The sequence below is a fragment of the Mycobacterium sp. JS623 genome, assembly GCF_000328565.1.
Taxonomy (GTDB): Bacteria; Actinomycetota; Actinomycetes; order Mycobacteriales; family Mycobacteriaceae; genus Mycobacterium.
On record NC_019966.1, the window covers coordinates 5984074 to 6003986 of the forward strand.

Genomic DNA, 19913 nt, shown 5'->3' on the forward strand with positions numbered 1-19913 from the left:
TCGTATCGCGAGTTGCGACGACCCTGCCACTCAGACGTTGCATCGCGATAGGTTCCGATATATCGTCAACGTATCGGTAGCGCATGGGGCGCTTCCATCACAAACGTAAGGAACCACCACATGACCAACCCATTCACTCCACCTCCCGGCCCGTTCGGCTTCGGCTTTGGCCCCGGGGATCGGCGCGCGTTTCATCAGCAGGGCCGGCAAGCCCGACGCGAGTTCCGCGACCACCTTCGCGACCATCTGCGCGAGCACGACGCAGGCCCCGACTTTCAGGCCGGCTTTGGCCCAGGACGCGCCTTCGGCCCGGGCCGCGGCTTCGAGTTCGGCTTCGATCCGCGCGGCGGTTTCGGCTTCGGTGGCCCCGGCGGTCCGTTCGGTCGTCGCGGTAGCGGCCGGGGACGCGGCAAGCGCGGCGATGTCCGCGCTGCCATCCTCAAGCTGCTGGCCGAGCGGCCGATGCACGGCTACGAGATGATCCAGGAGATCGGTGAACGCAGCCAAAACCTGTGGCGCCCCAGCCCCGGCTCGGTCTACCCGACGCTGCAGCTGCTGGTCGACGAAGGACTCATCGCCGGTGCCGAAAGTGAAGGCAGCAAAAAGCTTTTCGAGCTGACCGACGAAGGTCGCGCCGCAGCAGAAAAAGTCGAGACTGCGCCTTGGGACGAGATCACCGAGGGTGCGGAGCCCGGACACGTGAATCTGCGCGCCGCGATCGGCCAACTGATGGGCGCCGTCGCACAGTCGGCACACACCGCTAACGAGGAGCAGCAGGAGCGCATTGTCGACATCGTCAACAATGCCCGCCGCGAGATCTACGGCATCCTCGGCGAAGGCTGACCAGTCAACTGGGGGAATAAGTCCGGCGGGAGTGGTGTACGCATTCACTATGCAAACCTTCCCGCTGGGCTCATTCCATGTCGGCCGCGTCGGCTTCGGCGCCATGCAGTTACCCGGGCCGGGTGTTTTCGGCCCGCCGCGCGACCACGCCCAGGCCATCGCGGTCCTGCGGCGGGCAATCGAGTTGGGCATCAACCACATCGACACTGCGCAGTTCTATGGCCCGAACGTCGCCAACGAACTGATCCGCGAAGCGCTGCATCCTTATCCGAAAGAGCTGGCCCTGGTGAGCAAGGTGGGTGCCCGCCGCGACGACGACGCCGGGGCATGGCTGCCCGCCCAGCAACCCGACGAGCTGCGGGCCGACATCGAAGAGAACCTGCAGACACTGGGCGTCGACCGGCTCGCCGCGGTCAACCTGCGCATCCACGCCGGTGACCCCACTTCGGTCGGCCCGGTCGACCGCGAGTTGTTCGACCGCCAGCTGACCACGATGATCAAGGCCCGCGACGAAGGCCTGATCGGAGGAATCGGGTTGAGCAGCATCGGTTCCGAGCATCTGCAGATCGCGCTCGACCGCACCGAAATCGTCTGCGTGCAAAACGCCTATAACCTCGTCGACCGAACCTCGCAGCCGGTCCTCGACACCTGTCTCGAACGCGGCATCGCGTTCGTGCCGTTCTTCCCGCTCGGCTCGGCATTCACGCCGGACAATCCGGTGCTCGGTCATCCCGCTGTGCAGAGCGAGGCGTCGAAGCTCGGTCGCACGCCTGCCCAGATCGCGCTCGCCTGGACACTGTCGGTGGCGCCCAATGTGTTACTGATTCCGGGCACGTCATCAGTACTCCATCTCGAGGAGAACACCGCCGTCGCCGACATCGAGTTGGACGAGGACACCAAGAGGCAACTCGACGACGCGGCATAGATCACATTCCTGGGACGGGGAATACCCGGATGCGCGCCGCTGCTGAATCAGCCTGTCGAACAACATCAGTTCGACACAGCTTAGCTAACACAACTTGTTATTAATGCCGCGGACGGAGTTGAACAGACGATGAAACCCGCAAAGTTCTTTGCGACACTGGCAGTCGCCGGAGGCCTCGCCGCCGGGGCGGTCGGATTGGGTGCCGGCATCGCCAGCGCCGACCCGGGCTATCGGTATGGCAACGGCAACGGGCACGGCTGGCACGGCGACGACCATGGTTGGCGCGGCTGGGACGGTCGCGGCTGGGGCGGCGATCCGGTACCCGGCGGCTGGAACGGTGGTTGGGAACCCTGGGGCGGGGTCTGCGTTTTCGGCGCCTGCATCTAGACCGCAGCGATCAGTGCACGATTTTCGACGGTGAAGCGCCGATTTTCGTGCACTAATCAGTCGACGTCGACCCAGTCCAATGTCCGCTGCACGGCTTTCTGCCATCCGGCGTAACCGGAGTTGCGCTGGTCTTCGGTCCACGCGGGCGACCAGCGCTTGTCCTCCTGCCAGTTCGCGCGAAGGTCGTCGGGGTTTTCCCAGAATCCCACCGCCAGGCCTGCCGCGTATGCCGCGCCCAGCGCCGTCGTCTCGGCGACGACAGGCTTGACCACGTCGACGCCGAGCACGTCGGCCTGAATCTGCATGCAGAGATCGTTGGCGGTGATACCTCCGTCGACCTTCAAAACTTCAAGGTGCACACCGGAATCGGCCTCCATCGCGTCGACCACGTCGCGGCTCTGGTAGCAGATCGCCTCCAAAGTCGCGCGTGCCAGATGTGCATTGGTGTTAAAGCGCGACAGGCCGACGATGGCGCCTCGCGCATCCGAACGCCAGTACGGTGCAAACAATCCCGAGAACGCAGGGACGAAGTACACGCCACCGTTGTCTTCGACCTGGCGGGCCAGCGCCTCACTCTGCGCGGCGCCACTGATGATGCCCAACTGGTCGCGCAGCCACTGCACCGCTGAGCCGGTGACCGCGATCGAACCCTCCAGTGCGTAAACGGGTTTGGCGTCGCCGAACTGATAGCAGACCGTGGTCAGTAGCCCGTTCTCGGAACGAACAATCTTTTCACCGGTGTTGATCAGCAGGAAATTGCCTGTGCCGTAGGTGTTTTTGGCCTCGCCGGCGTCCAGACACACCTGCCCGACCATCGCGGCCTGCTGATCGCCGAGGATTCCGGTGATCGGGACATGCCCGCCGACTGGGCCGTCATCGCGGGTGATGCCGTACGACTCGGGAAACGACGACGGCTTGATTTCGGGCAGCATCTGCCGCGGAATCCCGAAGAAGGACAGCAGCTCGTCGTCCCAGTCGAGCGTCTCCAGATTCATCAGCATGGTCCGGCTGGCGTTCGTCACGTCGGTGACGTGGACGCCGCCACGCGGGCCGCCGGTCAGATTCCACAGCACCCAGGTGTCCGGGGTGCCGAACAGCACGTCACCCTCCTCAGCATCGGCGCGCACACCGTCGACGTTCTCCAGAATCCATTGCACCTTGCCCGCCGAGAAATACGTGGCGGGCGGCAGGCCGGCCTTGCGCCGGATCACGTCGCCGCGGCCGTCGCGGTCGAGCGCGGAGGCAATGCGGTCGGTGCGGGTGTCCTGCCAGACGATCGCGTTGTGATACGGCCGCCCGGTGCGACGGTTCCATACCAGCGCGGTTTCGCGCTGGTTGGTGATGCCCAGCGCGGCCAGGTCGGTCACCGACAGCTTCGTTCTGTTCAGGGCCGACTGGATCACCGAGGCGGTGCGTTCCCAGATCTCCACCGGGTTGTGCTCGACCCAGCCGGCCTTCGGCAGGATCTGTTCGTGTTCGAGCTGGTGGCGCCCCACCTCAGCGCCGTCGTGGTCGAAAATCATGCACCTTGTGCTGGTGGTGCCCTGGTCCACGGCCGCTACGAACTCTGCCACGCGCGCTCCCTCCGAGGTCTGCTCCAATCGACCATCATGGTCTACATGACTCACGCGATCACCGACATTGACCGCATGCCCCGCGGCGGGCCGGACGCCTCCTGCCTCGACCGGCTGTTGCAGACCGATCGCCCGGAGTATCTCGACCGCGATGATGTCGACGAGGGCGTGAAGCGCAGCGTCGTTCGCGCGTTGGAGTGGACCGGCGAATTCTTCGGCAACACCGAGAAGTTCGCGCGAATCGTGCTCGACGAGGTGGCCGACGTGGCTGACCCGAAGATCCTCGAATTGGGCTCCGGCCATGGCGGGCTGTCCCGCAAATTGCTCGAATGGCATCCGACCGCCGAGCTGACGGTGACCGATGTCGAGGAGCAATCCGTCAAGGCGATTCAGCAGAGCGACCTCGGTGGGCATCCGCGCGCAACGGTGCGTGAGATGGACGCGACCGCGATCGACTCGCCCGACGGGCATTTCGACCTCGCGGTGTTCGCGTTCTCCTTTCATCACCTGACGCCGACGCTGGCATCGCGGGTGTTCGCCGAGGGCACCCGCGTCGCCGACAAGCTGGTGGTCATCGACCTGCCGCGACCGCCGTCCCCGCTGCACCTCATCCGGCTGGCGGCCATGCTGCCGCTCGCACCGGTCGTGCCGTTTGTGCACGACGGCGTCATCAGCTCACTGCGTTGCTACAGCCCGTCCGCGCTGCGGGCGCTGGCCGCGCACGCCGATCCGCAAATCGAGGTGGAACTGCGCGGCGGGCTGATGAATCCGCAGGTCGCGGTGGCCAGCCGCCGATAGGCTGAGGCCGTGGGCGAAGAGGTTAAGCAGACCGACTTTTCTCGCGCACAGCGCCGCGAGTACCGGCGCAAGGTGCAGCTGTGTCTCGACGTGTTCGAGACGATGCTGTCCCAGTCCAGTTTTGAGTTCGACCGGCCGCTGACCGGTATGGAAATCGAGTGCAATCTCGTCGACGGCGGTTATCAGCCCGCGATGAGCAACCAAGAGGTGTTGGCGTCGATCGCCGATCCGGCCTACCAAACCGAATTGGGTGCCTACAACATCGAATTCAACGTTCCACCGCGGAGATTGCCCGGCCGCGCCGCGTTGGAACTGGAGGCCGATGTGCGGGCCAGCCTCAACGCCGCGGAAGCGAAGGCGAACTCGAACGGCGCGCACATCGTGATGATCGGCATCCTGCCGACGCTGATGCCCGAACACCTTTCGGGCGGATGGATGAGCGAGTCGACGCGCTACCAGGCGCTGGAGAACTCCATCTTCACCGCGCGCGGGGAGGACATCCTGATCGACATCGCAGGGCCGGAACGACTCAGCCTGCAACTGGCCTCGATCGCGCCGGAGTCGGCGTGCACCAGCATGCAGCTGCACCTGCAGGTCTCCCCCGCCGGATTCGCGAACAACTGGAATGCGGCCCAGGTGATCGCAGGTCCCCAGCTAGCGCTCGGCGCCAACTCGCCGTACTTCTTCGGTCACCAGCTGTGGCCCGAGACGCGCATCGAGTTGTTCGCCCAAGCCACCGATACCCGCCCGGACGAGCTCAAGTCGCAGGGCGTCCGCCCGCGGGTGTGGTTCGGCGAGCGGTGGATCACGTCGATCTTCGACCTGTTCGAAGAGAACGTCCGCTATTTCCCGTCGCTGCTGCCCGAGCTGTCCGACGAAGATCCCGTCGCCGCACTCGGCGAGGGCTGCACCCCGCAGCTGGCCGAGCTGCGGCTGCACAACGGGACGATCTGGCGCTGGAACCGTCCGGTGTACGACGTCGTAGACGGTAAGCCGCACCTGCGCGTCGAGAACCGGGTGCTGCCCGCGGGGCCCACCGTTGTCGACATGTTGGCCAACGCGGCGTTCTACTACGGCATGCTGCGGACGCTGTCCGAAGAGGACCGGCCACTGTGGACAAAGATGAGTTTCGCTGCGGCGCAACATAATTTCGTTGCGTCCGCTGAGCACGGCATGGAGGCGCGGCTGTATTGGCCCGGTCTTGGCGAGGTGACGCCTGACGAGTTGGTGTTGCGCAAGCTGCTGCCGATGGCCGATGAAGGGCTGCGCCGCTGGGAGGTGGCAAGCGATGTGCGGGACCGGTATCTGGGTGTGATCGAAGGTCGCGCGAAGACGGGACGCAACGGCGCTTCGTGGCAAGTGGCTACGGTGCGGTCGTTGCAGGAGCGGGGCATGACGCGCCCCAATGCGCTGGCCGAGATGCTGCGGCTGTACTGCGAACGGATGCACAGCAACGAGCCCGTCCACACCTGGGACGGCCCGGACTAGGTTGGGAGCCATGACATCTGACGAAGTGATGGATTGGGACGACGTGTATCGGGGCGAAGGACAGTTCCAAGGTCCGCCGCCGTGGAACATCGGCGAGCCACAGCCTGAATTGGCGGCGCTGCACCGCGACGGGAAGCTCCGCAGCGACGTGCTGGACGCCGGTTGTGGTCACGCCGAGCTGTCGCTCGCGTTGGCGGCCGACGGCTACACGGTGGTCGGCGTCGATCTCAGTCCCACCGCGATCGCCGCGGCCACCAAAGCTGCGCAGGAGCGAGGTCTGAACAATGTCTCGTTCGTCGAGGCCGACATCACCAGCCTCACCGGATACGACGACCGTTTCAACACGGTCTTGGACAGCACGCTGTTCCACTCGCTGCCCGTCGAGGGCCGTGACGGCTATCTGCACTCCGTGCAGCGGGCCGCCGCGCCGGGTGCCTCCTACTACATCCTCGTATTCGCCAAGGGTGCTTTTCCCGCCGAGATGGAGCCCAAGCCAAACGAAGTCGACGAGGGTGAGCTGCGCGAGGCGGTGTCGAGGTACTGGGAGATCGACGAGATCCGGCCCGCGGCGATCCACGCCAACGCGATCGAAATCCCTGACGCACCGTTCGAGATGCCCCCGCATCCGACCGATGACAAGGGCCGGCTCATGTTTCCGGCGTACCTGCTAACGGCCCACAAGACCGGCTAGTCACGCGTTGGCGGTCGCGACAGCGAGGGCCTCTGCGAACTGGTCGAGGTCCTCGGCTGTCGTGTCGACATGCGGCGACGCCCGCAGCACCGGGGTCGTCATCTCGAACGGTGCGCGCTGCAGCTCCGCGTACGTGGTGACGATGCCGCGCTCCGCGATCAGCCACGCGCGCACCCGCTGCGGGTCGGCGCCATCGACGGGTGCCAACGTGGTGATCGCGGTCGGCTCGTCGACCGGCTCGACCACCCGCCAGCCCTTGACATCCGCGAGCGCCGTGCGTGTCATCCGGCCGACACGGGCGAGCCCGTCGCGGACCTTGTCCGGCCTGGCAGCCAGATGCTCGCCCAATGCGACCGAATAGCCAACGCGTGCAGCGACATTCGTCTCACCCAGATCCAGGGATTGCATCACCGGGATCGGCAACCCCCATTCCGGCGGGGGCAGGCGCGGCCGCAACCGCTTGGCGAGTTCGGGATGAACCGCGAGCGCACCGACACCACGCGGACCTGCGATCCATTTGCGCGACGAGCTGTAAATGGCTGCGGCGCCGACCGCGCAGTCGAGATGCCCGAGTGCCTGCGCAGCATCCACCACCAGCGGCACGCCAAGATCGCGGCATACGTCGGCCATTTCGGCCAGCGGCTGGGCCAGCCCGCGGTGGCTGGCCAGCGGTGTGAGGTGAACGAGGGCGGGCGCATCGTGGGCCAGTTGCCGCGCGGCGTCGTCGATCGAGAGCCTGCCGAGATCGTCGGCGGGCAGTGCACTGATCCGAAATCCGTTGGCGGCCATGACAGCAAGGTTTGGACCATATTCGCCGGGCAGACACGCGATGCTGCGTTCGCCGGGCCAACTGCTGAGCAGAATGTCGAGTGCGTTGTTGGAGCCGGTGGTGAACACGACGTCGGTGCCGGTCAGTCCGGTGAGTACGCCGATCGCCGCGCGGCCTGCGTCGAGCACGGGCGCGGCGGCATCTGCAGCGACGTACCCACCGACCTCCGCCTCGTGCCTGGCATGCTGCGCTGCCGCGTCGATGACCGCGAAGCTCTGCCGCGAGCAGGCTCCGCTGTCGAGATGCAGGCCGGCGACCTTCGGCCTGGCCACCCGCCACTGCTCAGCTAGTACGACGGTCGGTTCTGGCACTCGCTGCGCTCCTCACTCGTCCCTCGCCGCTCCGCCACCTCCGCAACTCATTTCGTCGATAGGGACAGCCCGAAGTCACCTGCGGGGTCGGTCCACCAATGCGTACGCCGCAGGCCTGCCGCGGCCAGTTCGGCCTCCACACCGTCGGGCCGGAACTTGCAGGACACCTCGGTGAGCATCTCCTCGCCCGCAGCGAAGTCAACGGTCAGATCCAGCCCGGCGATCCGGACCCGTTGCGCCGTCGATGCCCGCAGCCACATCTCGATGCGTTCCTCGTCGGAGTTCCACTTCGCCACGTGTTCGAAGGCGTCGAGATCGAAGTCGGCGTCGAGTTCCCGATTGACCACCGCCAGCACGTTGCGGTTGAACTGCGCCGTGACCCCCGCGCTGTCGTCGTACGCACGCACCAATCGATCGGTGTCCTTGACGAGGTCGGTGCCAAGCAAAAGAGTGTCGCCGGGCTGCAGCGTATCCGCGAGCGTGGAGAGGAAATCGGTTCGCGGGCCGGGCGTCAGGTTGCCGACCGTCGAACCGAGGAACACCACCAACCGTCGGCCGACGCGCGGGATCTTGCCGAGATGCTCCTCGAAATCGCCACATACCGCATCGATTTCGATGCCTGGGTACTCGCTTCCTATCGCCGACCCGGCCGCGTTGAGCACGCTGGAGTCGACGTCGAACGGGATGAATCGGTGCAGGGCTCCGCTGTCGCGCAATGCGTCCAGCAGCATGCGCGTCTTCTCCGATGTACCGCTGCCGAGCTCGACCAGCGTGTCGGCGCCCGACGCGGCTGCGATCTCCGCCGACCGGGCCCGCAGGATTTGCGCCTCCGCACGGGTCGGGTAGTACTCGGGCAGCCGGGTGATCTGGTCGAACAGGTCGCTGCCGACCGAATCATAGAACCACTTGGGCGGCAACGACTTCGGTGTCTGCGCCAAGCCGGCGCGGACATCTCGGCGCAGTGCCTGCGCGGCCGAGTCGGCAGCCAGGTAGTTGGACAGCGACAGGGTCATTGAGAGCCCTTCAGGGGGATCAGGTCGACGCGAGGCCCCTCGACCACGACGAGATGGCGGTCGGGGATTTCCTGCCAGTCGGGGTTGTCGTCATATGGTTCGCTGGCCAGAACCACGCCGTCGTCTCGACGCAATACCGACAGGGTGTCGCCCCACGTGGTGGCGCGGAGTTCAGATCCGTTGCCCGCCAGGATGTTCAGCCGGGCATTGGGGTCGGCGGCGGCAACCTCGACGATCGTGTCGCCGAGTGCGTCGAGGCCTCGCTCGAAAATCAGTGCGGCCAGCAGTGCGCTGTCGACGGTCGATTCTGCTTTCGAGGACAACGGCAACACGCCGCGGTCGACGAGGCCGTTGTGCGACAACAGCCATTGGCCATCACTGAACGGTGCCGACGCCGACGGTTCGATCGGCATGCCGATACTCGCCGAACGCACCGCTGCGACAACGCAATTGCTGCGCAATGCGGGCGCCACGGAGGCGAACGACGCGTCACCCCACAGCGGTGCGGCGCTGCGCCACCGCCGCGCCACACCATTGTCGAAAAAGCCGACGCCCCAGCCGTCCGCGTTCATCAGGCCGTGCTTTTGCCGCCGAGGAGCATACGACTGGACCAGCAGGCCCGACGCGGGCTCCAGCACAAGCGACGCGATCGATTGCGGGTCGCCGAGCCAGCCGAGATGCCGGCACATCAGGCGTCCCACGCCAAGCGCACGCCGGAAAAGATCTGTCGCCGGATCGGGTGGTCCCAGTTGCGGAAGCTCGGCCGCAGAATGGCCTGCGCCACCGCCCATGACCCGCCGCGCAACACTTTGTAGTCGCCGTCGAAGAAGGGCTGGGAGTACTGCTCATAGAGCATGGGCGTGAAACCGGGCCACGGCCGCAGCGGCGACGTCGTCCACTCCCACACGTCGCCGAGCATCTGTTCGGCACCGTATGCCGATGCGCTTGCCGGGTACGCGCCGGCGGGTGCCGGACGCAGCGCGTCGCCGCCGAGATTCGCCAGATGTTCAGTGGGTTCTGTTGTGCCCCAAGGGAATCGGCGGCGCTTACCTGCCGCGGGATCCCAGGCGGCCGCCTTCTCCCACTCCTCTTCGGTTGGCAAGCGCGCACCGGCCCACGCCGCGTACGCCTCGGCCTCGAAGTAGGTGACGTGCTGCACTGGTTCGTGGGCGGGGATCTCCTCGACGTGCCCGAAGCGGGTGCGGGTGCCGTCGGCGTTCCAGAACTGCGGCGCGCTGAGCCCCGCCTCCTGCCGATGCCGCCAGCCGCGCTCCGACCACCAGCGCTGCTGTTCGTAGCCACCGTCATCGATGAACTGCCGCCACTCGCCGTTGGTCACCGGCACCCGGCCAATGCGGAAGGCCGGCACGTCCACCACATGTGCGGGTCGCTCGTTGTCCAGCGAGTGCGGTTCGCTGACCGCGTCGACGCCGAGGACGAATTCCCCTGCCGGAACCAGAACCGATGTCCCGACTATGTCCGAACGGCCCGGTGGCAGCGCTGATCCGGCGCTCAACAGCGGCGGACCCGTCCGAAGATTCAGCGCCTGCAGCATGGTTTCGTCGTGCTGGTTCTCATGGCTGATCACCAAGCCGAAGGTGAAACCGGCGTCGTCATCGGGTAGCGCATCCAATGTGTCGAGCACCTTGTCGCGTACCGTGCGGCAGTAAGCGCGGGCGTTCGACGGCGGTAGCAGGGGTAGATTCACCCGGCTGGCACGGGAATTCACGAACGCGTCGTAACACCGCTCGACTTGCGGCTCGAGCAATCCGGGCCTGTCGGCATTGTTACCGCGTAGCAGCCACAGCTCCTCCTGCCATCCAATGTGTGCCAGGTCCCACACCAGCGGGCTCATCAACGCGTCGTATTGCCGGTGCAGTTCGGCGTCGTCGAAATCGACGAGCCGCAACGTGCGGTCCCTTGCCTTGGTGAGCTCACGCGCGAGCGTTTCGCGAGCGGTCACAACTCCCCTTGCGCCAGTTGGGTGATCGCGGTGGCGATCCCGTATTTGACTGCCCGGTCGGAGAAATCGTCGGCCGGACAGCGTCCTGTCTCGACCGAACGCACCAACTGCTGCATCGATTCCTCGATCTCGGTTGGCGCACGTTCGGCGGCGGTCTGCACACAGCGCATCGCCGCGTCGCGCAGCCGCCGGTCGCCGAGACCGATCTGGGCGGCCCGGTCCCATGCCATGGCCACCGACTCGGTGGCTTCGGCGGCGATGTCGGCGGCCACTGGGTCGTCGAGCAGGGTGACGAGGGTGAACACCACGGCAGGCCAGACATCGTCGGGCAGGCTGTCGAGATAGCGGATCTCCAGCCAGCGCCGCGGCCGCACGGGCGGGAACAGCGTGGTCAGGTGGTAGTCGAGGTCGGCCTGCGTAGGCCCGCGACCGCCGAGCAGCACCCGGCCGTCAGCCCAGTCCGCGAACGGCACCCAGTCCGTCACGGGAACCGCATCCATCTCTGGACTCGGATGAACCAGCATCACTGGCGCCTTCATCGCATAGCGCGCCCACTCAGCGGCCGGGTCGTCGCCGTTGGTGCCGAGGATCGGGCCGCAACGCGCCGAGTCCAGCTGGCTCCATACCCGCTGGCGTGTCGACTGCCAGCCGGTGAACTGACCGCCCAGCAGTGGCGAGTTGGCGGCAATCGCGATCATCGTCGGACCAAGCGCGTGCGCCAGCCGCACCCGATCCGCCCAGCCGTTCTGCGGGCCCGCATCCAGGTTTACCTGCACCGACGCCGTCGATGTCATCATCGCCGCGCCCGCTTCGCCGGTCTGGCTGGCGGTGAAGAACTGTTCCATCGCCAGGTACCGGTCGCCCGGGTTTACCCGCTTGGCCGGGCGCAGCGGGTCGGCGCCAAGGAGCACCAGACCCAGGCCGGCCTGCGCGAACGCCGAACGTAGCGTCGCCCGGTCGGCCGTCATCGCGGCGATGGCGGCGACGGGGTTGTCCATCGGCGGACCGGACAACTCGACCGCGCCGCCGGGTTCGACGGTGATCGAGCTGCCGCCGGGCAACGACGGCACCCGTGCGATGGCGTTCTTCAGCTCGGCCCAGTCCGGGCGGCGCATGGGGTCGGCGATGTCGAAACAATGCGCCTCGACTTCGAGGCCGACTTTTCCGACCGGACCGTCGGCCAGACACGTTTCACCGATGTGCTGGGCGGCGTCATATGCACTGGTCAGCGCTGCCATATCGGCATTACAGGGGTGGGCGTCATCCACCTCGGACGCCATGGCGAAGGTCATGTCTTCCGGCCCCTTCCGGGTAGGGAACGATCGCGGCCTTCACTCCATCTTCCAGAGCGCACCGACAAAGTCTCGCGATTTTCCGATGACGGGTTCGTGACGTGTACCCGAAATCGTTGCCGGCTACTGCCCCAGCGTGTTCTGCATCGCCCCGGCCAGCACGTTCACCGCAGGCCCACCGTTGCCAGATTGACAGACTTTCGCCTGCAGCAGAACGTTCTCGCGCTTGCGGGTGGTGGTGAAGCAGCGCCGATCGGTACCGGCCTCCTGTTTCACCCAGTCGGCGTCGGTCGCGCTGGCCGGTCCACCGGTAAACGTCCACACCTGAGTGGTGAAGTTGTCCAGGTGCATCGCGGTGGTCTGGCCGTTGCAGCCTGCGGTGCGGTCGACGACCCGGTGGAATGCCCGATCGGCCGCATCGTTGGTGGCGAACACACCGACGGCCTGATTGACGAAGTGGGTCTGGTCGTTGTCGGCCGTCTGCGCCACCGCGCCGTTGAACGAGGCCAGGTCCGGATCGAGATACACCTCCGGCAGCCCGATGTCGGCCCAGTTGTTGCAGGCCGGCTCGTCGACGTAATACGACTGGACCGGATCGGTGTATGTCCACGCGAATCGCATTGGCGCGCCGACGATATTGCTCACCGAGCCCTTGCCCATCACGGCGTAATTCACCACGCCGGGGTCGGACGGACGGGCTTGTGCCGGTGCGGCCAGTGATAAACCAACGGCCAGACCGACGCCTACCGCTGCGGCGATCCGCACCCCCTAGACCTTCGCCGACTGCGTGACGTCGATATTGCCGCGAGTGGCCTTGGAGTACGGGCAGACCTGGTGCGCCTGGTTCATCAGATCGTCGGCCGCGCCCTGCTCGAGGCCGGGCAGGTAGCCGATCAGGTGAGCGTTGATCCCGAAGCCTCCCTCAGGATCCTTGCCGAACCCGACCTGCGCGGTGATGCCGCTCGCGTCGTCCAGGGCGATCTTGTTGTTGCGCGCGACAAGTCGAAGTGCGCCGAGGAAGCAGGCCGCGTATCCGGCCGAGAACAACTGCTCGGGGTTGGTGCCCTCGCCGTTGCCGCCGGCTTCCTTCGGCATGCGGGTGTCGAGATCGATTCTGCCGTCAGACGACTTCACGTGGCCGTCGCGGCCGCCCCCGGTTGCGGTTGACTCAGCGGTGAAAACGACTTCGATGCTCATGGGCTTGATCATGCCAGCCAGACCGACAACGGCAAGATGCCCCGGTCGAGGGGTGACCGGGGCATCCTGAGGTGACAAGTAGTTACGACGGGCGCGGTGACGTGGTGCTCGGAGCGCCCGGCTGTTGGGGTCCGGGCCCCTGCGGTCCTTGGAAGTTCGGGCCACCGGGTCCCATCGGGGGGAAGGGACGTTCGAAGTCGCCGCGCGGCCCCATCGGGAACATCGGCGGCGGTCCCTTGTGCATGACGCCGAATTCGCGATGGCCGTCGCCGTGGTGCCAGCCGCGATGACCGCCGGAGTGCGCACCGAGGATGAAGCCGGAGAAGAAGACGACCGCGACGATGAAGACGACGCCCGCCACGATGCCGACCCAGGCAGCGGCTGCGGTGAGCCGGCTGTGGCGTCGGGGCTCGTCGACGACTGCGGGTTGGGCGACGGCCGGCGGTTCGGCGGTGGCGACGGGGCCGGTCGCAGGTTCAGAAGACGACGTTGTTTCGCTCATGAATTCGAGCATGCAAGCGATGTCGATGTGTCTGTCTTGAATTAGTTATGAATCCGCTGTGAATAGCTGAGCAGCTGGGTTGAAATCGGATGCATCGTCAATGGCGTCGGCCACGGCGGTTTCTTTCGCGTGGTGCGCGGTAGTACCTCCATCAGAGATCATTCATGCCCTCCCTCGCAAAGAGATGCAAGGATTCGCCGCGGCGTGGCGCGGGTACAGGTGCAGGCATGGACAGCGACACGATCCTCGCGCTGTCGGGCTTGATGGGCCTGGCAGTCGCCGCGCTCACTGGTGCACTGTGGGGCACCCCGTTGGTGACGACGCCATTGGGGTGGCTTCTGAGCTAAGGCTTGTAAGGGTTCACCGCAAACTGGATCACCCGGTACGGCGCGTTGTCGCCGGGGCCGGTGTTCCATTGGCTGATGAACAGCCGCAGCTCGTCGAGCGTCGACCCCGGCGAGATGTAGCCGCCGTATGGCTGCGCGAGCCGGTTGCTCTCCGGGGGCCCCAGATCCTCCGCGGGATCGGGCCATGGGCCGGCGACGACGGCCGTCGTAACCGGTGCGGCGCCAAGACCTGTCGGATCGTCGGCGACGCGGACCTCCATGTTGCCGGTGCTTGCGTTGAAGTACGACAGCACCGCCTTCCCTTCGATCAGCCGTAGATTCATTTCCCCGACTCTGTCCGGCCACAACGGCGTTGGCGGCTTACCCCAACCGCCCTGAGCCGACCAGCCCTGCCAGCTCGCGCGGTCGGCGAAGGTCTCGCGCTTGGCCCGGTACAGCACCACCGGCCCACTGCGGTCGAAGTTGCCGGCGACGATGTACACCCAGCCGGTCGGCGAATCCGGTTTGGGGATCGGATCGTAGTACCCGGTGACCTGCGACTGCCTGCCGCCCTCGTAGGCCGCAGGTCTTTGTGTATTCGGAATCGTCGGCCAATTACCTTGTCCCGGGTTGGCTTTCACCAATCGCGAGTTCTGCGGTACCAGATCCTTGACCGTGGTGACGAGCAGGTAGTTCTCCCGGTTGATCTGCACCACGCCCGCGGGCAGCTGCGACATTCCCGCCGGTGTCGGATCGGCCAACAGCGGCGTGTAGTTGCCGGTGACCCGGTCATAGCGCACGCCGGTGGGGTCGTCGATCGAGTCAGTGTCGACGTGCAACGCGATCGGAGCATGCCACGGACCGAAGCCGACGCCCTGCCCCGCGAAGCTGTCTCCACACACCTGCAGGATGCCGTCGGGAAACTCCATGAACTCGCAGAGATCGGTCGCGCCGATGTCGTAATCACTTGTCGGCGTTCCAGTTCCGGCCGCCGGAGCAATGCGCACCACCTGGCCTGGCGCCAACGGCGGCAGCACAGGCTCAGGGGCGGGCGCAGGCTCCGCGTGTGCGAAGGGCATGGGCACCACGACGGCACACATCAGCGCCGCGGCCGCCGCCCGGATCACAGCTCGGCGGCCAGCAGCTCAGCGATCTGGATTGTGTTCAGCGCCGCACCTTTTCGCAGGTTGTCGCCGGACACGAACAACGCGAGTCCTCGACCGTCCGGTACACCGGGATCCTGCCGGATCCGGCCGACGAGTGACTCGTCGACACCCGCGGCGGCCAGCGGCGTGGGCACGTCGACCAGCTTCACGCCGGGCGCCTCGGCCAACAGCTGGCGTGCATGCCGAACCGACAGCGGCCGCGCGAATTCGGCGTTGATCGACAACGAGTGTCCCGTGTAGACCGGCACCCGCACACACGTCCCGCTCACCAAAAGGTCAGGGATGCCGAGGATCTTGCGGCTTTCGTTGCGCAGCTTCTGGTCCTCGTCGGTCTCCCCGGAGTCGTCCTGGACGTACGAGCCGGCAAGCGGGACAACGTTGAACGCGATCGGGGCGACGTACTTATTGGGCGCAGGGAACTGCAGCGCCGAACCGTCGGCCACCAATTCCTTGCTGTTACCGACGACGGCGCTGGCCTGAGTGAACAGCTCCTCAACGCCCGCGATGCCGCTGCCCGACACCGCCTGATACGTCGACGCGATCATCCGAACCAACCCGGCTTCGTCGTGCAGCGGCTTGAGCACCGGCATCGCGGCCATCGTCGTGCAATTCGGGTTGGCGATAATGCCTTTCGGCCGGTTCCGCGTGTCGGCGAAGTTGACCTCGCTGACCACCAGCGGCACATCCGGGTCCTTGCGCCACGCCGACGAGTTGTCGATGACGACCACGCCCGCATCTGCGAACCGCGGCGCCTGTACGCGCGACATCGTCGCGCCGGCGGAGAACAATGCGACGTCCAGGCCGGACGGATCGGCGGTCGATGCGTCCTCGACCTCGATCTCCTGACCGCGGAACGACAGCTTCTTGCCTTGTGAGCGGGCTGACGCGAAGAACCGCACATTGCTTGCGGGAAAGTCCCTCTCCTCCAACAATGTTCGCATCACCTGGCCGACCTGTCCGGTCGCGCCGACTATCCCTATCTGCAAACCAACGCCTACCATCAGCGGCCCGTTCCCGCGTAGACGACGGCCGCCTCATTGCCGCCCAACTCGAACGCCTCGTGCAGCGCGAGGACCGCCTTGTCCAGCTCAGTGTCCTTGATCAACACCGAGATTCGGATCTCCGAGGTGGAGATCAGGTCGATGTTGACACCGACCTCCGCGAGTGCCTCGCAGAACTTCGCGGTGACGCCGGGATGGCTGCGCATGCCGGCGCCGACCAGCGACACCTTGCCGATGTGATCGTCGTAGAGCACCTTGGAAAATCCGATCTCCTCTTGGAGCGAGGTCAGTTTCTCCACTGCGCCGGGGCCGCTTTCGCGCGAGCAGGTGAATGTGATGTCGGTCTTGCCGTCCTCGATCTTGGAGATGTTCTGCAGCACCATGTCAATGTTCACGTCGGCGTCGGCGACCGCGCGGAACACCTTGGCGGCGTAGCCCGGTACGTCGGGGATGCCGACGATCGTCACCTTCGCCTCGCTGCGATCGTGGGCAACTCCGGTGATGATGGCGTCTTCCATGGCATGGTCCTCTATCGATCCGGTCACAAACGTGCCGGGCTTATCTGAATACGACGACCGGACGTGGACCGGCACGTTGTAGCGGCGGGCATATTCGACGCAGCGCAGCATCAACACCTTGGCACCGCATGCGGCGAGCTCGAGCATCTCTTCGAACGTGACTGTGTCCATCCGGCGCGCATTGGGCACGATGCGCGGGTCGGCGGTGAAGATGCCGTCGACATCGGTGTAGATCTCGCACACGTCGGCCTCCAGCGCCGCGGCCAGTGCGACGGCGGTGGTGTCCGATCCGCCCCGGCCGAGTGTGGTGACGTCCTTGCTGTCCTGGCTTACGCCCTGGAACCCGGCGACGAGCACGATCAGGCCCTCGTCGAGAGCGGACTGAAGCCGGCTCGGGGTGACGTCGATGATCTTGGCGTTGCCGTGCGTGCTGGTGGTGATCACGCCCGCCTGCGAGCCGGTGAACGACCGCGCCTGCGCGCCCAGCGAATCGATGGCCATCGCGACCAGCGCGTTCGAGATCCGCTCGCCGGCAGTCAGCAGCATGTCCATTTCCCGCGCCGGCGGTGCCGGGCACACCTGCTTGGCCAGATCCAGCAGGTCATCGGTGGTGTCACCCATCGCAGACACCACGACGACCACGTCATTGCCCTGTTTCTTGGTTTCGACGATGCGTTCGGCGACGCGGCGGATCCGCTCGGCATCCGATACCGAGGATCCGCCGTATTTCTGCACGACGAGCGCCACTGTTAAACCCTTTCGCGGGCGAGGTTCATCTAAGAATAAGGGGTCTGCGCACACCATTTACTCCGCCGGTAGCGTCAGGATGTGGTCAAGAGGCGCGACGAGCGCTTGCGCGAGGAACAGCCGGCCAGAGCGCGCACCCAGGTACCGATTCACCCCGATCTCGCGGCGGGGTGAGTCCGCGGTTGTTCGACGCCGACGCCGTCCTGGCAGCAGATGACCTGGTCGCCCTCCTCAAGGCCGCCCGCTGGGCCGCCACCTGGGGACACCGCCAGCCAGTGCGATTCCTGGTCGGGCTGCGCGGTGGGAGACCAACACCAAGATCGCCGAGCTGCTCAAGCGTGGTAACAGCTACGCCAAGGCCGCCGCAGCACTGGTGATGATCTGCGTCGACGAGGGTGACGACGAGCGCACGGCACGTGGGGGCGACCGCTGCAGTGAGTCAGGAGCAGGCCTTCGCCAGCTCGTCGAGACCGTTGGAAATCCGGGCGTTCAGCGCAGCCATCTCGTAGACGGCCGGCGGCGCAGGCGCGCCGGGAGCACGCGAATCGGCCTGCGAACGCACGAGCGACAGTTTGCCGACGAAATCGTTGGCGAGGGTGGCGACCGTCGTCGCTGTGCGCGCCAGGTCGGGCGAGGTGACCTTCTGCGCGCGTTCTGCCATCCCGTCGGCCCACGCCTGATATGCGGCTTCCTCGGCGACACTCGGAATGCCCGGCGCGTCACCGGTTTTCGACGCAATCTGCTCGCCCTGGGCCCGATTGAAGTCCAGCAAGTCCTTGACGGGACGGCATTCCTCGGACGGGCCGGCGAACACCGTGTACCGAAGTATCAACGCCCCGACCGCCACCACCACGACAGCAATGGCGACCCACCATCGCCGATCGAGCTTCATCGCACGAACTGTAGCGGGCGACCGACTATTAACCCGACCGAAACACCTTAAGCCTGTCCACGTAACAGAAACATTGATTACTGTGAGTGAACGGCCCTGGCGAGGGCCGCCCACTCCAGGAGATTAGGTATGGATACAGGAACCACGGCATTCATGCTGTGTTGCATCATCGGGCTGACGATGATGATCCCCGGGCTCGCGCTCTTCTACGGCGGCATGGTGTCCGTCAAGAGCTCGACCAACATGATGATGATGACGTTCGGCGCGGTGGCTGTCGTCGGCGTGCTGTGGGTGTTGTTCGGCTTCTCGATGACGTTCGGCACGTCCTACGGCGGCTTCGTCGGCAGCTTCACGGAATTCGCAGGCATGAAGAATCTGACCGAACCGATGACCACCATCAACGGCCTGCCAGTCAGCCTATTCTCGTTATTCCAAGCACTTTTCGCGGCGATCACGGTCGCACTGGTCTCCGGCGCAGCGGCCGACCGGATGAAATTCGGCGCTTGGATGACGTTCGCGACCGCGTGGGCGATTCTGGTGTACTTCCCCGTTGCGCACTGGGTATTCGCGTTCGACGGCGTGGTGACGCCGGACGCCAAGGGCGGCTGGATCGCTAACAACCTCAAGGCAATTGACTTCGCGGGCGGCACCGCGGTGCACATCAACTCTGGCGCCGCGGCGCTGGCTGTCGCGATCGTGCTCGGCAAGTCGCTGGGGTTCGGTAAGTTCCGCAAGCCGCACAATGTACCGCTGACGCTACTGGGTGCGGGCCTGCTGTGGGCCGGCTGGTACGCCTTCAACGGTGGCTCAGCCCTTGCTGCGGGCACCTCGGCCGCCATCGTCATGGTCACCACGTTCACCGCTACCTGCGCGGCGACGCTGGCGTGGCTAGCAGTCGAGAAGATCAAGGACGGCCACGCCACCGGCGTCGGCGCGGCCTCCGGTGCCGTGGCGGGTCTGGTGGCCATCACGCCCGCGTGCGGTGCCGTCACCCCGGTGGGCTCGATTTTCCTCGGTTTGATCGCGGGCGCGATCTGCCCGCTGGCGGTGGGTCTGAAGTCTCGCTTCGGCTACGACGACTCGCTCGACGTGGTCGGCGTGCACCTTGTCGGCGGCGTGATCGGCACCCTGCTGATCGGGTTCTTCGCCAGTGCAGGCATGCCGAACAAGACCAACGGCCTGTTCTACGGCGGCGGGTTCGATCAACTGTGGAAGCAGGCGATCGCCGCCGGCGCGGTGATGGCGTACTCGTTCGTGGTGGCGTACCTCATCGCCTTCGTCATCAAGAAGACGATGGGTATTCGCATCTCGACCGACGAAGAGGAAAAGGGCATCGACGCGAAGTTCCACAGGGACGCCGCGTACGAATTGCAACCAGCCTGACAGGCAGCGACGACGGCTCGCCGGAGGAGCCAGCCACTCCCGGCCGGCGCGGAACACTCGCCCGCGC

General features: G+C 65.8%; 21 protein-coding genes. 8 read left to right on the top strand and 13 right to left on the bottom strand.

Annotated elements, in window-relative coordinates; genetic code table 11:
• The first annotated feature begins 120 nt into the window (after positions 1–120).
• The 3 genes from MYCSM_RS29055 to MYCSM_RS29065 all read left to right on the top strand — a co-directional run bounded on the left by MYCSM_RS29055 (position 121) and on the right by MYCSM_RS29065 (position 2155).
• Positions 121–843, top strand: a complete 723-nt coding sequence (locus MYCSM_RS29055) for a PadR family transcriptional regulator (protein WP_015309757.1) — start codon at positions 121–123, stop codon at positions 841–843.
• Between the two features lie 49 nt (positions 844–892).
• Positions 893–1768, top strand: coding sequence for an oxidoreductase (locus tag MYCSM_RS29060; protein WP_015309758.1), 876 nt, complete (start codon positions 893–895; stop codon positions 1766–1768).
• Positions 1769–1897: 129 nt separating this feature from the next.
• Complete coding sequence (locus MYCSM_RS29065) at positions 1898–2155, top strand: hypothetical protein (RefSeq protein ID WP_015309759.1); 258 nt, start codon at positions 1898–1900, stop codon at positions 2153–2155.
• Positions 2156–2211: 56 nt separating this feature from the next.
• Here the strand turns inward: MYCSM_RS29065 and glpK are convergent, their stop codons facing one another.
• Entirely contained in the window at positions 2212–3729 is a 1518-nt protein-coding gene (gene glpK, locus MYCSM_RS29070; RefSeq protein ID WP_015309760.1) for a glycerol kinase GlpK, read from the bottom strand.
• A gap of 36 nt (positions 3730–3765) precedes the next feature.
• Here glpK and MYCSM_RS29075 point away from each other — a divergent pair, with 36 nt between their 5' ends.
• From MYCSM_RS29075 to MYCSM_RS29085, 3 genes are read left to right on the top strand one after another with little or no spacing between them, the layout of a single operon-like run.
• The gene (locus tag MYCSM_RS29075) at positions 3766–4527 is read left to right on the top strand and encodes a class I SAM-dependent methyltransferase (RefSeq protein ID WP_015309761.1); all 762 of its coding nucleotides are present in this window, start codon (positions 3766–3768) and stop codon (positions 4525–4527) included.
• Positions 4528–4536: 9 nt separating this feature from the next.
• Entirely contained in the window at positions 4537–6015 is a 1479-nt protein-coding gene (locus tag MYCSM_RS29080) for a hypothetical protein (protein ID WP_015309762.1), read from the top strand.
• Positions 6016–6025: 10 nt separating this feature from the next.
• A complete protein-coding gene (locus MYCSM_RS29085; protein WP_015309763.1) occupies positions 6026–6706 on the top strand; it encodes a class I SAM-dependent methyltransferase in 681 nt (226 codons plus the stop codon).
• Here the strand turns inward: MYCSM_RS29085 and egtE are convergent, their stop codons facing one another.
• From egtE to MYCSM_RS29140, 11 genes are all read right to left on the bottom strand, one after another.
• Positions 6707–7846 carry an ergothioneine biosynthesis PLP-dependent enzyme EgtE gene (egtE, locus tag MYCSM_RS29090; protein WP_015309764.1) on the bottom strand — a complete coding sequence of 380 codons (1140 nt, stop codon included), beginning with the start codon at positions 7844–7846 and terminating at the stop codon, positions 6707–6709.
• A gap of 47 nt (positions 7847–7893) precedes the next feature.
• Entirely contained in the window at positions 7894–8859 is a 966-nt protein-coding gene (gene egtD / locus MYCSM_RS29095; RefSeq protein WP_015309765.1) for an L-histidine N(alpha)-methyltransferase, read from the bottom strand.
• The gene (gene egtC / locus MYCSM_RS29100; protein WP_015309766.1) at positions 8856–9548 is read right to left on the bottom strand and encodes an ergothioneine biosynthesis protein EgtC; all 693 of its coding nucleotides are present in this window, start codon (positions 9546–9548) and stop codon (positions 8856–8858) included. Before egtC ends, egtD begins: the two co-directional genes overlap by 4 nt.
• Positions 9548–10822 carry an ergothioneine biosynthesis protein EgtB gene (egtB, locus tag MYCSM_RS29105; protein ID WP_015309767.1) on the bottom strand — a complete coding sequence of 425 codons (1275 nt, stop codon included), beginning with the start codon at positions 10820–10822 and terminating at the stop codon, positions 9548–9550. Before egtB ends, egtC begins: the two co-directional genes overlap by 1 nt.
• Positions 10819–12114, bottom strand: coding sequence for an ergothioneine biosynthesis glutamate--cysteine ligase EgtA (egtA, locus tag MYCSM_RS29110; RefSeq protein ID WP_015309768.1), 1296 nt, complete (start codon positions 12112–12114; stop codon positions 10819–10821). Before egtA ends, egtB begins: the two co-directional genes overlap by 4 nt.
• A 123-nt stretch (positions 12115–12237) precedes the next feature.
• Positions 12238–12873 carry a sensor domain-containing protein gene (locus MYCSM_RS29115; protein ID WP_085976647.1) on the bottom strand — a complete coding sequence of 212 codons (636 nt, stop codon included), beginning with the start codon at positions 12871–12873 and terminating at the stop codon, positions 12238–12240.
• A gap of 9 nt (positions 12874–12882) precedes the next feature.
• Positions 12883–13311, bottom strand: coding sequence for an organic hydroperoxide resistance protein (locus MYCSM_RS29120; RefSeq protein WP_198344977.1), 429 nt, complete (start codon positions 13309–13311; stop codon positions 12883–12885).
• A gap of 82 nt (positions 13312–13393) precedes the next feature.
• Entirely contained in the window at positions 13394–13813 is a 420-nt protein-coding gene (locus tag MYCSM_RS29125; RefSeq protein WP_041315227.1) for a hypothetical protein, read from the bottom strand.
• A 343-nt stretch (positions 13814–14156) separates the two neighbouring features.
• Positions 14157–15239 (bottom strand): DUF4185 domain-containing protein, encoded by a 1083-nt coding sequence (locus MYCSM_RS29130; RefSeq protein WP_051073960.1) that lies wholly within the window; start codon positions 15237–15239, stop codon positions 14157–14159.
• A 23-nt stretch (positions 15240–15262) separates the two neighbouring features.
• Complete coding sequence (locus MYCSM_RS29135) at positions 15263–16306, bottom strand: aspartate-semialdehyde dehydrogenase (protein ID WP_015309774.1); 1044 nt, start codon at positions 16304–16306, stop codon at positions 15263–15265.
• Positions 16306–17571 (bottom strand): aspartate kinase, encoded by a 1266-nt coding sequence (locus MYCSM_RS29140; protein ID WP_015309775.1) that lies wholly within the window; start codon positions 17569–17571, stop codon positions 16306–16308. Before MYCSM_RS29140 ends, MYCSM_RS29135 begins: the two co-directional genes overlap by 1 nt.
• Positions 17572–17741: 170 nt before the next feature.
• Between MYCSM_RS29140 and MYCSM_RS38515 the strand changes: the two genes are divergently transcribed.
• Positions 17742–17948 (top strand): nitroreductase family protein, encoded by a 207-nt coding sequence (locus MYCSM_RS38515; RefSeq protein WP_232425688.1) that lies wholly within the window; start codon positions 17742–17744, stop codon positions 17946–17948.
• Positions 17949–18010: 62 nt separating this feature from the next.
• Here the strand turns inward: MYCSM_RS38515 and MYCSM_RS38520 are convergent, their stop codons facing one another.
• The gene (locus MYCSM_RS38520) at positions 18011–18463 is read right to left on the bottom strand and encodes a hypothetical protein (RefSeq protein WP_015309776.1); all 453 of its coding nucleotides are present in this window, start codon (positions 18461–18463) and stop codon (positions 18011–18013) included.
• Positions 18464–18592: 129 nt separating this feature from the next.
• Between MYCSM_RS38520 and MYCSM_RS29150 the strand changes: the two genes are divergently transcribed.
• Positions 18593–19846 (top strand): ammonium transporter, encoded by a 1254-nt coding sequence (locus MYCSM_RS29150; protein WP_015309777.1) that lies wholly within the window; start codon positions 18593–18595, stop codon positions 19844–19846.
• The last annotated feature ends 67 nt before the right edge of the window (positions 19847–19913 follow it).